This is a genomic window from Cutibacterium sp. KB22876 (assembly GCF_059728865.1).
The window spans coordinates 100,118-113,893 of sequence record NZ_AP040858.1 but is presented as its reverse complement, the minus strand read 5'-3'; the positions used below and the strand labels follow the sequence as shown (position 1 = coordinate 113,893).

10 protein-coding genes and 3 tRNA genes are annotated in these 13,776 nt (G+C 64.0%); 10 read left to right on the top strand and 3 right to left on the bottom strand.

Annotated features, from left to right (window positions below):
* The first annotated feature begins 9 nt into the window (after positions 1–9).
* The 10 genes from purL to AC6I1W_RS00500 all read left to right on the top strand — a co-directional run bounded on the left by purL (position 10) and on the right by AC6I1W_RS00500 (position 12,506).
* Complete coding sequence (purL, locus tag AC6I1W_RS00545) at positions 10–2,268, top strand: phosphoribosylformylglycinamidine synthase subunit PurL (RefSeq protein ID WP_065673505.1); 2,259 nt, start codon at positions 10–12, stop codon at positions 2,266–2,268.
* Between the two features lie 71 nt (positions 2,269–2,339).
* Positions 2,340–3,683, top strand: coding sequence for a dipeptidase (locus AC6I1W_RS00540; RefSeq protein ID WP_117189407.1), 1,344 nt, complete (start codon positions 2,340–2,342; stop codon positions 3,681–3,683).
* Between the two features lie 176 nt (positions 3,684–3,859).
* Positions 3,860–5,107 carry an MFS transporter gene (locus AC6I1W_RS00535; protein ID WP_117189406.1) on the top strand — a complete coding sequence of 416 codons (1,248 nt, stop codon included), beginning with the start codon at positions 3,860–3,862 and terminating at the stop codon, positions 5,105–5,107.
* Positions 5,108–5,189: 82 nt separating this feature from the next.
* Positions 5,190–6,677, top strand: a complete 1,488-nt coding sequence (gene purF, locus AC6I1W_RS00530; protein ID WP_016666173.1) for an amidophosphoribosyltransferase — start codon at positions 5,190–5,192, stop codon at positions 6,675–6,677.
* Entirely contained in the window at positions 6,674–7,741 is a 1,068-nt protein-coding gene (purM, locus tag AC6I1W_RS00525; protein ID WP_117189405.1) for a phosphoribosylformylglycinamidine cyclo-ligase, read from the top strand. The genes purF and purM overlap by 4 nt, the downstream gene beginning before the upstream one ends.
* Positions 7,742–7,876: 135 nt before the next feature.
* Positions 7,877–8,080, top strand: a complete 204-nt coding sequence (locus AC6I1W_RS00520; protein ID WP_023033181.1) for a DUF3073 domain-containing protein — start codon at positions 7,877–7,879, stop codon at positions 8,078–8,080.
* A 15-nt stretch (positions 8,081–8,095) separates the two neighbouring features.
* Complete coding sequence (locus AC6I1W_RS00515; RefSeq protein WP_117189404.1) at positions 8,096–9,052, top strand: alpha/beta hydrolase; 957 nt, start codon at positions 8,096–8,098, stop codon at positions 9,050–9,052.
* 147 nt (positions 9,053–9,199) lie between these two features.
* A complete protein-coding gene (locus AC6I1W_RS00510) occupies positions 9,200–10,507 on the top strand; it encodes an ABC transporter substrate-binding protein (RefSeq protein WP_270236238.1) in 1,308 nt (435 codons plus the stop codon).
* Between the two features lie 176 nt (positions 10,508–10,683).
* On the top strand, positions 10,684–11,580 hold the full coding sequence (locus tag AC6I1W_RS00505; RefSeq protein WP_063279322.1) for a carbohydrate ABC transporter permease: 897 nt from the start codon (positions 10,684–10,686) through the stop codon (positions 11,578–11,580).
* A complete protein-coding gene (locus AC6I1W_RS00500; RefSeq protein WP_284950849.1) occupies positions 11,580–12,506 on the top strand; it encodes a carbohydrate ABC transporter permease in 927 nt (308 codons plus the stop codon). The genes AC6I1W_RS00505 and AC6I1W_RS00500 overlap by 1 nt, the downstream gene beginning before the upstream one ends.
* Positions 12,507–12,971: 465 nt before the next feature.
* On the opposite strand, the gene AC6I1W_RS00495 is transcribed toward AC6I1W_RS00500, so the two are convergent.
* The 3 genes from AC6I1W_RS00495 to AC6I1W_RS00485 all read right to left on the bottom strand — a co-directional run bounded on the left by AC6I1W_RS00495 (position 12,972) and on the right by AC6I1W_RS00485 (position 13,617).
* Positions 12,972–13,045: transfer RNA gene (locus tag AC6I1W_RS00495), tRNA-Phe, on the bottom strand.
* 61 nt (positions 13,046–13,106) lie between these two features.
* Positions 13,107–13,180 (bottom strand) — tRNA-Asp (locus tag AC6I1W_RS00490).
* Between the two features lie 364 nt (positions 13,181–13,544).
* Positions 13,545–13,617, bottom strand: a tRNA-Glu gene (locus AC6I1W_RS00485).
* Positions 13,618–13,776: the final 159 nt, after the last annotated feature.

Sequence of the window (13,776 nt, the reverse complement as noted above, 5' to 3'; positions counted from 1 at the left end):
ATTGGTCCTGTGGCAGACACAGTTGAGAACGCCGTCAGCACCCCCGACGTCGAGCAGCCCTGGGCTGAGTTGGGGTTGTCCGCTGACGAGTACCAGCGCATCCGGGAGATCCTGGGACGTCGCCCGACCGGCGGCGAGCTCGCCATGTATTCGGTGATGTGGTCGGAGCACTGCTCGTACAAGTCGTCGAAGAAGTACCTACGACGCTTCGGTGACCTGCCCCAGCGCACGCCGCTCGGCCCGCTGCTGGCAGGCATCGGTGACAACGCCGGCGTCGTCGACATCGGCAATGGGCTGGCCGTCACGTTCAAGGCGGAGTCCCACAACCATCCGTCCTATGTCGAGCCCCATCAGGGAGCAGCCACCGGAGTCGGCGGCATCGTTCGCGACATCATGGCCATGGGCGCTCGCCCGGTCGGCGTCATGAATGCCCTGGCCTTCGGGCCCCTCGATGGTTCCGACACCTCCCGAGTACTGCCCGGTGTCGTCTCCGGCATCGCTGACTACGGAAACTGTCTTGGCCTGCCGACGATCGGCGGCCAGACCCTCTTCGACCCCACCTACTACGGCAACCCGCTGGTCAACGCGCTGTGCGTCGGAGTGCTGCGTCACGAGGACCTACAGTTCGCCAAGGCCTCCGGTGTGGGAAACCTCGTCATCCTCTTCGGTGCTGCGACGGGGGGTGACGGCATCGGTGGTGCGTCGATCCTGGCCTCCGAGTCCTTCGCCGCCGAGGGGGAGTCCAAGCGGCCCAGCGTCCAGGTGGGCGACCCCTTCATGGAGAAGTTGCTCATCGAGTGCACCCTCGACCTGTTCAATGCCGGCGTCGTCGAAGCCCTGCAAGACTTCGGTGCGGCCGGTATCTCGTGCGCCACCTCGGAGCTGGCCAGTGCCGGCGATGGTGGCATGCACGTCGAGCTCGACCGCGTCCCGTTGCGCGACCCCAGCCTCGCCCCCGAGGAGATCCTCATGAGCGAGTCCCAGGAGCGGATGGCCGCCGTCGTGCGTCCGGACCAGCTCGACAAGTTCATGGAGATCTGCGAGCACTGGGGAGTGGCCGCCACCGTCATTGGCGAGGTCACTGACACCGGCCGTCTTCACATCGACTGGCACGGTGCGCGGATCGTCGACGTCGATCCGCGCACCGTCGCCCACGACGGTCCGGTCCTCGACATGCCCGCAGCTCGTCCGTGGTGGATCGACGAGCTCAACGGCGATGACGCCAACAACCTTCCGCGCGACAACTCGGGAGAGGGTCTGGCAGGTGCTCTGCTGGCTCTGGTTGGTTCTCCTCACCTGTGCGACCGCTCCTGGATCACCGACCAGTACGACCGCTTCGTGCGTGGCAACACGGTGCTGGCCCAGCCCCACGACGCCGGCATGATCCGCGTCGACGAGGAGACCAACCTCGGCATCGCGCTGTCCCTGGACGCCAATGGTCGTCAGACCACCCTCAACCCATACCTGGGTGCCCAGCTGGCTCTGTGCGAGGCCTACCGCAACGTCGCTGTCAGCGGCGCGACCCCGGTGGCCGTTACCGACTGCCTCAACTACGGATCCCCGTACGACCCCGACATCATGTGGCAGTTCGACGAGACCATCCTCGGTCTGGTCGACGGCTGCCGCGAGCTCGGCGTGCCGGTCACCGGTGGCAACGTCTCCTTGCACAACCGCACCGGTGACGAGTCCATCCGGCCCACCCCGCTCGTCGGTGTCCTCGGTGTCATTGACGACGTTCGCACCCGCATCCCCTCCGCCTTCGCCCATGACGGTGACGCTGTCCTGCTGCTCGGCACCACGAAGTGCGAGTTCGGTGGATCGGTCTACGACGACGTCATTCACGCCGGTCACCTCGGCGGCATGCCCCCGATGCCCGATCTGAACGCCGAGAAGGCCCTGGCCGCGGTCATGGTGGAGGCTGCCAGGCGCGGTCTGCTCTCCAGCGCTCACGACCTGTCCGACGGCGGCCTGGCCCAGGCTCTCGTGGAGAGCTGTCTGCTCAGCGGCCTCGGTGCCTCGGTCACCCTGCCCGAGGGGGAGCCCTCGGTGCTGCTCTTCTCGGAGTCCCCAGCTCGCGCCGTCGTCTCGTTGTCCGGTGCCGACTACCGCGAGTTCAAGGAGCTGTGCCAGGAGAACGGTGTACCGGTCGCTCGGATTGGTGAGGTCATCGATCACGGCGAGTTCGAGGTCAACGGGCTGTTCAGCCTGTCCCTCGACGAGATCGAGCGCACCTGGCGCAAGCCGATCCCGGCTGCCATGGGGGAGTGACGCCCTCGGCCTTGACCGTCCTGCCGTCATGATTCGACGGCAGGACGGTCTGTGGGCCCTAGACTTTTAGCATGGATCTTTCGCATGTTCTCAACGAGCTGTCCGCCAAGGTTGACGCTGATTTCGACGGTGCCGTCGAGCAGCTGACGCGTCACGTCGCGGTGCAGTCGATCAGTTCACAGAAACCCGACGATGTGAGGTCCGGAGCCGAATTCGTCGCAGCTGCCGCCAGGGAGGCTGGCGCCGCCGACGTCAACGTCATCACCGAGAATGACGGGCTGCCGGCTGTCATCGCTCACTGGCCTGCCCCCGAGGGCAAGCCCACCGTTCTGCTGTACTCCCACGGTGACGTCCAGCCCACCGGCAACCTCGACGAGTGGCACACCGACCCCTTCGTCGCCACCACCAGGGGAGAGCGTCTCTTCGGGCGTGGCACTGCTGACGACAAGGGTGGCGTCGCTGCCCACCTGGCTGCCATCCGTGCCTTCGACGGCAAGCCGCCGGTCGGCGTCACCCTCTTCGTCGAGGGTGAGGAGGAGATCGGCTCCCCCTCCATGGAGGCGATCATCGCCGGCCACAAGGAGGAGCTGGCCGCCGACGTCATCGTCATCGCCGACTCGGTAAACTGGACCCAGGGCGTGCCCTCCCTGACGACTACCCTGCGTGGCGTCGTCGACTGTGTCGTGGAGGTCTCCACCCTCGACCACGCGCTGCACTCCGGCCAGTTCGGTGGCATCGTCCCCGACGCCCTGACGACTCTGTGCCGTCTCATCGCGACCATGCATGACGAGACTGGTGAGGTTACCGTCGACGGCCTCAAGGGATTCACCGGCCCGGAGCTGGACTACCCGGAGGATCGTCTGCGCGAGGAGACCGGTGTGCTGGACGGAGTCCAGTGGGTCGGTCGGGGACGCGCCGTTGAGAAGATGTGGACCAAGCCGTCGGTCACTGTCGTCGCCATCGACGCCACCCCGGTCAAGGACGCCATCAACATCCTGCCGGCAACCGCTCGCGCCAAGATCAGCCTGCGCGTCGCCCCTGGTCAGGATGCCGGCGAGGCCATGGAGGCTCTCGTCAAGCATCTGGAGACCCACGTCGAGTTTGGCGCCCACGTCAAGGTGACCCGTGGTCAGCTCGGTCAGCCGGGCATCGTTCCCTTCACCGGGAAGCGGGCCGAGGTCGCCAACGAGGCCTTCAAGCTGGCCTGGGGGCAGGAGCCCGTCGAGATGGGTACCGGAGGCGCCATTCCCCTTGTGACCGATCTGCAGAATGCGTTCCCGCAGGCGACCGTCCTCGTGACGGCCGTCACCGATCCGGAGTCGCGCATGCATGGCATCGACGAGTCTCTGCACCTGAGTGACTTCCGCAAGGCCATCCTCACCGAGGCACTCATGCTCGCCGGCCTGGCTGAGTGAAGTTCCGCTGAAGGGTGTTCCCGCGTAGAATGGCCCTGCTGTCGGCTGTGCCGGTCAGCAGGGCCTGGGGCGTCCGACGGAACCATCTCTTGTCCGAGTGACGGTCACCGGGGCTCGCGTCAGAAGGGTGGGCAGACGCGGACAGCCAGTTGTTCCCGTCATCGAGAGGCCTGCCCATGTCGTCCGGCTCTGTGAGCTACCGAACTCTGTTCTCCCTGCCAGGCGGCACTTTCGTTACCGTCTCCGCCCTGGCTCGTCTGCCCCTGGCGATGAGCCAGTTGGGCACCCTGTTGCTCGTCTCCAGTCCGCAGGTGGCGGGACGACTGGGCCCTGGTGGTCTGGCCGCGGGCATCGTGGCCCTGGCCATCGCCGTCGGCTCTCCCATCTTCGGCGCCCTCACCGACCGTCACGGTCAGCGCACAGTGCTGTTGGTGCAGTCCTTGGTCGGTGGATTCGCTCTGATCGCCGAAGGAATGGCTGCCGAGATGGGAGCCACCTGGCCAATCGTGGCCACCATCGGAGGTGTCGCGGGATTCTTCATGCCTCAGATCGGCACCATGGCGAGAGTTCGCTGGCGGGCCATAGGAGCGGCGAATCCCAACATCGAGGCAGGGGTGCTGGAGACCTCCTTCGCGTGGGAGGGATCCGTTGACGAGGCCGCCTTCGCCCTCGGACCGGCCTTGGTCGGAATCCTCGCGGTGCTTGCGGGCCCCGTCCCTGGCCTCCTCGTCGCCGGCTCCATGTTGTTGGTGCTGGGCAGCTGGTTCGCCCTGGACCCGACGTCAAGGCTCGTCGAGGTGCACCGTGGCGGGACCGACCGTCCGGGGGTCTCGACCCCGTTGGAGCGTCGTGCTCCCGGCCCGTTGCTCACTGCTGGTGTGCTGGCCACCTGCGTCGGCATGATCTTCATGGGCATGGTCTTCGGGTCCGTCCAGACCGGAACCACCAGTCTTGCCACGGAGGCGGGGCGGCCTGGTCTGGCGGGCCTGCTGCACGCCCTGTTGTCGGTCGGCAGTGCGGCTGCCGGTCTGGCCCTGCCGAGGTTGGCCAGACGCCTCGACCTCGTCGCAAGGTGGAAGCTCTTCGCCCTGGGGCTGGCGGTGTTCGCAGCCCCGCTGCTCGTCGTCCATCACCTCGGCCCGTTAGTCCCGGCCCTGATCGTCCTCGGCATGGCTGCGGCGCCGTACATGATCACCCTCTACAGCGTCGCGGAGCGCTCGGCGTCCGCCGGACGGATCGGTACCGTCATGACCCTCATGGCGGCCGTGAACAGCCTCGGTTATGCCTTCGGGACGACGATGGCCGGACGCCTCGCCGACTGGGGAGGTGGCACCCAGGCTTACGCGGTGACCTTCGGCGTCGCTGTCGCGGCGACCCTGTTGGCCGTCCTGGTGGCCCGGAAGGTGACCCCGGTCAGGGGCTGAAGCCTGCTACTGACGGGCTGCCCCGACGCTCCTGAAACCTGTTCCACAGTCACCATCGGCCAGTGTGCGATACCGTGGCCTCGTGCCGCGCGCAGACGGAAGGCTTACCGCAGACCTCGACCCCCAGGACCACGGGCCCCAGGACGCCTGTGGCGTCATCGGGATCTATGCCCCTGGTGAGGAGGTGTCCAAACTCACCTATTTCGGCATGTACGCCCTGCAACACCGAGGCCAGGAATCCGCTGGCATGGCGGTGTCGGACGGTCGCCGAATGATGGTCTTCAAGGACATGGGACTGGTCTCCCAGGTCTTCGACGAGGCCACCCTCAACTCCCTCCGGGGCCACATGGCCGTCGGGCACACCCGATACTCGACGACAGGTGCGAGCGTCTGGGACAACGCTCAGCCGACCTTCCGCTCTCGTCAGGGGGGCGGCGGTCTCGCCCTGGCTCACAACGGCAACCTCACCAACACCGACGCCCTCGAGGCTCTCATCGTCGAGCGCGCGCCGAACACCGATGTTCCTCACAAGGACCGGATGGACTCCAGCAACGACACCTCGCTGGTCACCGCCCTCATGACGACCTACGACGGCACCCTCGAAGAGGTCGCCGCCCAGGTGCTGCCCCACCTCAAGGGGGCCTTCAGCCTCGTCTTCATGGATGACCACACCCTGTGTGCCGCCCGCGACCCGCAGGGTATCAGGCCGCTCGTGCTGGGTCGCCTCTCCAGCGGATGGGTGGTCGCCTCCGAAACTGCTGCCATCGACATCGTCGGCGGCACCTTCGTCCGCGAGATCGAGCCCGGTGAGATGATCGCCATCGACGCCGCCGGTCTTCGCACCAGCCACTTCGCCGAGGCCCGTCCCAAGGGCTGCATCTTCGAGTACGTCTACCTGGCCCGTCCTGACACCGTCATTGCCGGACGGCGCATTCACAACGTCCGTGTCAAGATCGGCAAGATCTTGGCCCAGGAACACCCCGTCGACGCCGACCTCGTCATCCCGGTACCCGAGTCCGGCACCCCGGCTGCCATCGGCTTCGCCGACGAGTCCGGCATTCCCTACGGCATGGGTCTGGTCAAGAACTCCTATGTCGGCAGAACCTTCATCCAGCCCTCCCAGACCCTGCGCAACCTTGGCATCCGTCTCAAGCTCAACCCGCTGCGTGACGTCATCGAGGGACGCCGCATCGTCGTCGTCGACGACTCCATCGTGCGCGGCAACACCCAGCGACAGCTCGTCCGGATGTTGCGCGAGGCGGGAGCCGCCGAGGTGCACGTGCGTATCTCCTCCCCACCGGTGGAATGGCCCTGCTTCTACGGCATCGACTTCGCCACCCGTGCCCAGCTCATCGCCCCTGGTCTGGAGGTCGAGGACATCTGCCGATCCATCGGCGCTGATTCGCTGGGCTATGTCAGCCTGGAGGGTCTCGTCCGAGCCACCCACGTCGATGCCGACAACCTTTGCCGGGCCTGTTTCGACGGTGTCTACCCCGTGCAGGTGCCTGCATCCGCACGAGACGTCGTCGCCGATGCCACCCATACCGATCCCAATGAGGAGAAGCAGTGAGCAACGAGTCCGCGTACGCCCGTGCCGGCGTCGACATCGAGGCCGGTGAGCGTGCCGTCGATCTCATGAAGGCCCACGTGGCCGCCACTCGTCGTCCGGAGGTTCTCGGCGGCCTGGGCGGCTTTGCTGGTTTCTTCGACGCCTCTGCGCTGGGGAAGTACCGTCATCCGGTGCTGGCCACCTCCACTGACGGTGTCGGTACCAAGGTCGCCATCGCCCAGGCCATGGACGTCCACGACACCATTGGCTTCGACCTGGTCGGCATGCTCGTCGACGATCTCGTCGTGGTGGGTGCGGAGCCGTGGTTCGTCACCGACTACATCGCCTGTGGTCGCGTCGATCCGGATCGGATCGCGAATGTTGTCAAGGGCATCGCTGCAGCTTGCGCCAAGGCGGACTGCTCACTGCTCGGCGGCGAGACGGCCGAGCATCCCGGCCTGCTGGCCCCCGAGGAGTACGACGTCGCAGGTGCCACCACCGGGGCCGTCGAGTACGACGAGATCCTCGGCCCGCAGCGGGTCCAGGAGGGTGACGTCCTGCTGGCGGTGGCCTCCTCGGGGCTGCACTCCAACGGCTACTCGCTGGTCCGCAAGGTGTTGCTGGCCGACGCCGGTTGGACCCTTGATCGTCACGTCGACGAACTGGGACGCACCCTCGGCGAGGAATTGCTGGAGCCCACCACCGTCTATGCATCCGACCTGCTGGCCCTCATCCGTCAGGTCGAGGTGCACGCGATGAGCCACGTCACAGGTGGGGGACTGGCCAACAACCTCGCCCGCGTCCTTCCCGACGACCTCGTCGCGACTGTTGACCGGTCGACATGGACTCCTGCTCCGATCTTCACCCTCGTCCAGCAGGTGGGCGACGTCTCGCAACCTGATATCGAGGCAACTCTCAACATGGGCGTCGGAATGGTCGTCGTCATGCCAGAGGCGAACATCTCCGAAGCGATCGAGGTGCTTGCTGGTCGCGGTCTTTTCGCATGGCAATGCGGTCATGTTTCCCGTCGTGGCGGACCCGACGAACCGGGGGCGGTGCTGGTTTCGAGCCATTCTCGCGGCTAGACCGTTCGCCCGGAAATGAATCTTGCGGTGGCCCACTTTGGTACCAGGGTCATCGCTCGGGTAGCCTGTGCCCTACGACAGTTGATGATTTTGGGCGGCAAAGCCGCTATTGATGAAGCGAGGGGGTCGACCCACATGGGGCGCGGCCGTGCAAAGGCGAAACAGACCAAGGTTGCCCGCGATCTGAAGTATCGCTCGGTGAACATGGATCTCGAGTCACTGGAGCGAGAGCTAAGAGGCGACAATCGTCAGCAGGAAGATCCTCATGACGAGGACGGCCTGTCTGACGAGTACGCCGATCTTGCCGAGAAGTACGCCCACTACGGCGAGGACGACTGAGCCGGTAACGCGGCCGTGAGGTGGCTCAACGACCCCCTGATCGACGGGTTTGAATATGCCCGGATCGGGCTCCCACATGCAGCCAAGTCTGTCGGCGACCCCGACGGACTCCTGACTGCCTGTGTGGTGCGTCGTCGTGAGCCACGTCATGGCCGCGCAATGCTGTACGTTCACGGCTGGTCAGATTGCTTCTACCAAGCCCATCTTGCCGAGGCGGTGGAGGGCTGGGGATATGACTTCCTTGGTCTCGACTTGCGTCGGTACGGACGGAACCTTGTCCCTGGCCAGATGGCTGGTTGGGTGCGTGATCTCGCCGAGTACGACGAGGAAATCAATGCAGCGGTGTCATTGCTGCGCGCTGACCACGACTCGGTGACGATGATGGGCCATTCCACCGGAGGGCTCACCGTACCTTTGTGGGTCTCACGCCATCCGGGACGTGTCGACGGGGTCATCCTCAACTCCCCGTGGATCGATCTGCAGGGGTCATTCCTCGCCAGGGCTCTGGCTGGACCGCTGGCCCGGTCAGTGCGCATCGCGGAGCCAACCACAGTGCTGCCCATTCCATCACGGGACAACTTCGGCCGCACCATCCGTCGTGAATTTGGCGGGGAATGGGATGTGCCCGAGGTGAAGAACCCGCCCTGGGCACCATTCGTTATTCGTGCCGGCTGGTTGGCTGCCATTCTTGACGGCCATCAGGCGGTGGCCCAAGGGCTTCACATAGACGTCCCGATGTTGGTGCTGATCTCGGATCGCAGCGACCTGTCTGCAACCTGGAAGCCGTCCATGAGGTCAGCTGACACCGTTCTCGATGTCGAGAGGTTGGCCCGTGCCTCGGTCAATTTGGGACGCCATCTCACCTTGGTCCGTGTCCGGGGTGGGCTGCACGACGTGGTGCTTTCCGCGCCGTCAGTGCGAGCCAACGTTTTTGCGGAGATGGAGCGGTGGGTGTGCGCATATTTAGCGTGAAATCTCACATCCACCAGTTTTTTGAGCGTCGTTAACATTTTTGTGTCAAACTTCCCTTGCTGGGCACCGTCGTCCAGCAGGTGCAGATCAACTCCGCGGCACTGAGGCCGGGGGATGGGGTCTGACCGAACCACACGGAGGTTTGGAATGTACGCGAAGAAGATCGCAGCCCTTGCGACGGCATCGATGCTCGTCCTGGCCGGCTGCAGCTCGACCACGACTGACGAGAGCGGGAGCAGGGAGTCGACGACGTCCTCGTCAACCCCGAAGGCAGGCGGAGCCGGCGGCGAGGTCGGCGTATTCACCTGGTGGGCCGACGGCTCCGAGGCGAAGGGTCTCGACGCCCTCGAGAAGATGTTCGCCGAGAAGTATCCGAACGACAAGTTCAAGAATCTGGCCGTCGCGGGCGGATCTGGCTCGAACGCCAAGGCCAAGCTGGCTTCCGACCTCAAGAACGGCAACCCTCCGGGCTCCTTCCAGGGGCACGCCGGTGCTGAGCTGACCGACTATATCGACAACGAACAGATCGAGCCCGTCGACGGCATCATCAAGGAGCTCGGTGGGGAGTCGGTCTTCCCGAAGACCCTCACCGATCGGCTGACCGTTGACGGCCACATCTACTCGGTGCCGGTCGACATCCATCGCGCCAATGTCGTGTGGGCCAACTCAGCTCTGCTCCAGAAGGCTGGCATCACCAAGACTCCGACGGACGTCAAGGGCTGGATTACCGACATGGAGAAGGTCAAGGCCTCCGGCGTCGCCACCCCGCTGTCGGTTGGTGGCACCTGGACCCAGACCGAGCTCTTCGAATCCATCCTGGCTGCTGATCTGGGTGCCGACGGCTACAACAAGCTGTTCACCCCGGACGGCAAGTGGGACAGCCCCGAGGTCAAGACCGCCATCGAGGATTACAAGAAGGTTCTCACCTTCACCAACACCGCCTCCGACGGTGACGACTGGCCGGCCGCGACCGACATGGTTGCTTCTGGGAAGGCTGCCTACAACGTCATGGGTGACTGGGCCGTCGCCGAGTTCGACATGAAGGGCAAGAAGTACGGCACCGACTACACCGCCTTCGCGGTGCCTGGCAAGGAGATCGTCTACGACTTCCTGGCCGACTCCTTCACCCTGCCAACCGACACCAAGAACTCCGAGGCCACCAAGGACTGGTTGCGCTTCGTCGGTTCCGCCGAGGCCCAGGAGTCCTTCAACAAGATCAAGGGATCCATCCCGGCCCGTACCGATGTCAAGCCGGACGGATTCAGCAAGTACCAGCAGGACGCTATGAAGGACTTCAAGGACCTGCCGATCGTCTCCTCGATCGCTCACGGTGCTGCTGTCTCGTTGGCCTGGAGCTCCGAGATCAACACCGCGATGAGCAAGTTCTACCAGGACAAGAACACCGACAACCTGGCCTCCTCGCTGGCGGCCGCACACGACAAGTACGGCAAGTGACCGTCTGATTCTGGCGCGACTGGTGTGGGGCCCGTGCTTGCCTGGCCCCACACCACGCCGGAGGCGCTGCTCCTGACATCTCGTCGTGCTGGTGGTGAGACGGCGTCAGGAGTCCGTGCACGCCTTCAGGGCACTGTGTCGTACTTGTCACCCCCCAGAACCCGGGAGAATTCATCATGAAAAGAGTGAGACGCTGGCTTCCGAGCTTTCTCCTCGTACTGCCGTCAATCATCCTCGTCGGTATCTTCGTCTACGGCTTCATCGGAAAGACCGTCTTCACTTCGCTGGTTCGGGTCAAGACCAAGTCGGGACGCATCAAGGCGCCCGGTGGCTGGGAGAACTACTCCCAGTTGTTGGCCGACAACCGCTACCAGCACGCCATGTGGAACCTCTTGGTCCTGACGGTGGTCTTCGTTGCCGGAACCATGATCTTCGGCCTCTTGTGGGCTCTCCTGTTGGAAAAGGGCGTCACCGGTGAGGGCTTCTTCCGGTCGGTGTTCCTGTTCCCGATGGCCGTCTCATTCGTGGCTGCCGGAGTCATCTGGCGGTGGCTGCTCTCTCCGGCCAAAGATGGTCAGGCCACCGGTCTCAACCAGCTCTTCGTCCACCTGGGGATGCCCGGCTTGCAGTCGTCGTGGTACTCGTCCGGGAAGTTCAACATGGCTGCCATGGCCGTCCCGGCGATCTGGCAGCTATCGGGCTACATCATGGCTCTCTTCCTGGCTGGGTTCCGTGGCATCTCCGAGGACCAGCGCGAGGCGGCACGGGTCGACGGAGCCTCCGAGTTCAAGCTCTACTGGAATGTGCTGTTCCCGCAGCTCTCGCCGATCGCCCTGAGTGCCCTCATCATCGTCGGGCACATGTCGATGAAGATGTTCGACCTCATCTACGCCATTGCCGGCCAGAGCTCCTACACGGCTGAGGTGCCTGCCACCTTGATGTGGACCCAGATGTTCCAGCTCAACAACCCGACGGCAGCCGCCGCCAACGCGACGATCCTGTTGGTCATCGTGGCCGTGGTCGTCGTGCCTTACCTGATCTACACCAACCGCACCGAGAAGGGAGGACGCTGATGACCACCACAGTGCTTCCGGGTGAGGCCAGCGTGCCTCCCACCCTGCCCGGTGACGCCCTGACCGACATGCCGAAGCGTCGTCGCCGTCGCACCCCTGCCCAGAAGACCATGGGTGCGGTCCGCTACGTCCTTCTGGTGTTCTTCGCAGTACTCGTTCTCACTCCCGCCTACGCCCTGCTCGTGACGAGTTTCAAGACGCCATCTGGCTACGATCAGTCAACGGCGTGGAAGTTGCCTCGAGTGTGGTCCGTGGGCGGCTGGCAGGCCGCGTGGAAGGCCTTGGCTCCTGCCATGGGACGGTCCCTCGTCATGGCTGTGCTGGCAGCCATCCTCTCGGCCATTCTGGGATCCTTGAATGGTTACGTCTTCGCGAAGTGGAAGTTCCCTGGATCCCACGTCATCTTCGTGCTCTTCCTGTTCGGAATGTTCATTCCCTACCAGGCCATCATGATCCCGTTGTCGGGCATGATGCTGGACATTCAGCAGGGAGCTCCGTGGTTCGCCGGTATTCCCACCCTGATCTTGTGCCACGTTGTCTACGGCATCCCGATCTGCACGCTGATCTTCCGCAACTACTACGCCACCGCAGTGCCCTCGGAGATCATTGAGGCGGCTCGCGTGGACGGCGCCGCTACGATCTCGACCTACGCCAAGATCGTCCTTCCGGTGTCGATTCCCGGCTTCGTCGTGACCCTCATCTGGCAGTTCACCAGCGCATGGAATGACCTCCTCTTCGCGCTGTTCCTGACGAACCAGAACAATGGTCCGGTCACCTTCGGTCTGAACGCCCTGGCGTCCGGGCAGAACCCGAACTACCCGCAGATCATGGCTGGCGTGCTCGTCGCCTGCCTGCCGACCCTGCTGGTGTACATCGCCCTGGGCAAGTACTTCGTGTCCGGTCTCATGAGTGGATCGGTGAAGTGATTCGCTGACGTATCCTCCTGGGGGATGTGACGAGGGGCAGGCGAGATTATCGCCTGCCCCCTTCGACTTGTTGAACGTGCACGTTCCATGACTCGCGGTCTCTCCGGGCTGTCAAACCTTGAATGGGGCCATCAGCGCTGGATCTGAAGTGGTAGCGGTAAATGCTCTTGGCCACGAGTTCGGGATCGGACCCTGCCGAGGACTTCGAATGCTGGAGGCCAGAGACGACGCTGGGGGGAAGAGCGACGTAGTAGTTGCCCAGAACCGATGAGATTCACCGTCGTCGAGGTTCCTGAGCCGCCTTCGTGGACGACATTGAACCCGCTGGGCGCAATGCGCGACGGGGTTGGCGCCGAGGATCCTGGCAGGGAAGCCGTGAGGTCACAGAGTCAGTCAAGATATGATTTGTATGAAGGATCAGGCGGAAGCTGAGCGGTCTGCAGCATTACAGAATGTTCTTCGGGGTGGCCGGGACCGGGGTCGAACCGGTGACCTTTCACTTTTCAGGCGAACGCTGCTACCAACTGAGCTACCCGGCCATCGTGTCCATGCAAAAGTCTCATGAACACGAAAGCGGTGATGAACTCATCACCGCTTCAGCGACCCCGATGGGACTTGAACCCACGACCTCCGCCGTGACAGGGCGGCGCGCTAACCAACTGCGCTACGGGGCCTTGGCTCTTTCGAGCCCTGACCGCTGCCTCAGGCAACTCGAAAAATATAGCAAGGTTTTGGGGTGGAAGGGAAATCGAGTCCGGGATTGGGGTTCAAAGACGCTGTGACTAGGGGTGTTACTTGCTCCCTGGGGTGCTGTCTGCAGTGCTGTTGTGTTCACTCTGAGTGAACACAACGAAATGCTTTCGGGGTGGAGATGGTGCGAATGGACTTAGAGATAGTGGATGTCCAGACGGCGTCGAGGACTTCGACAGCCTGGGGGAGGAGGGAGGTGGGGTGCGATAGGGAGTGTGGTCACGTGAGAAGACGTCCGTAGAGCATGAAAAGGCCCTGTACCGAATTCGGTACAGGGTTCTGGATTTGTATCCCGGACGGGATTCGAACCCGCGTTGCCGCCTTGAAAGGGCGGTGTCCTAGGCCTCTGGACGACCGGGACTCAGCGGATGCGCACCAGTGGCGACCGCCGAACTGGACCATCATATCTAGGTCACATCACAGGCGAGAAATCGGCGGCTCGAAAGTCTGACCGCCGGAGTCCCGGCACGCCAGAAATTACACACGCCGGCAACCCCTTTGAGGGTTGCCGGCGTGGTGG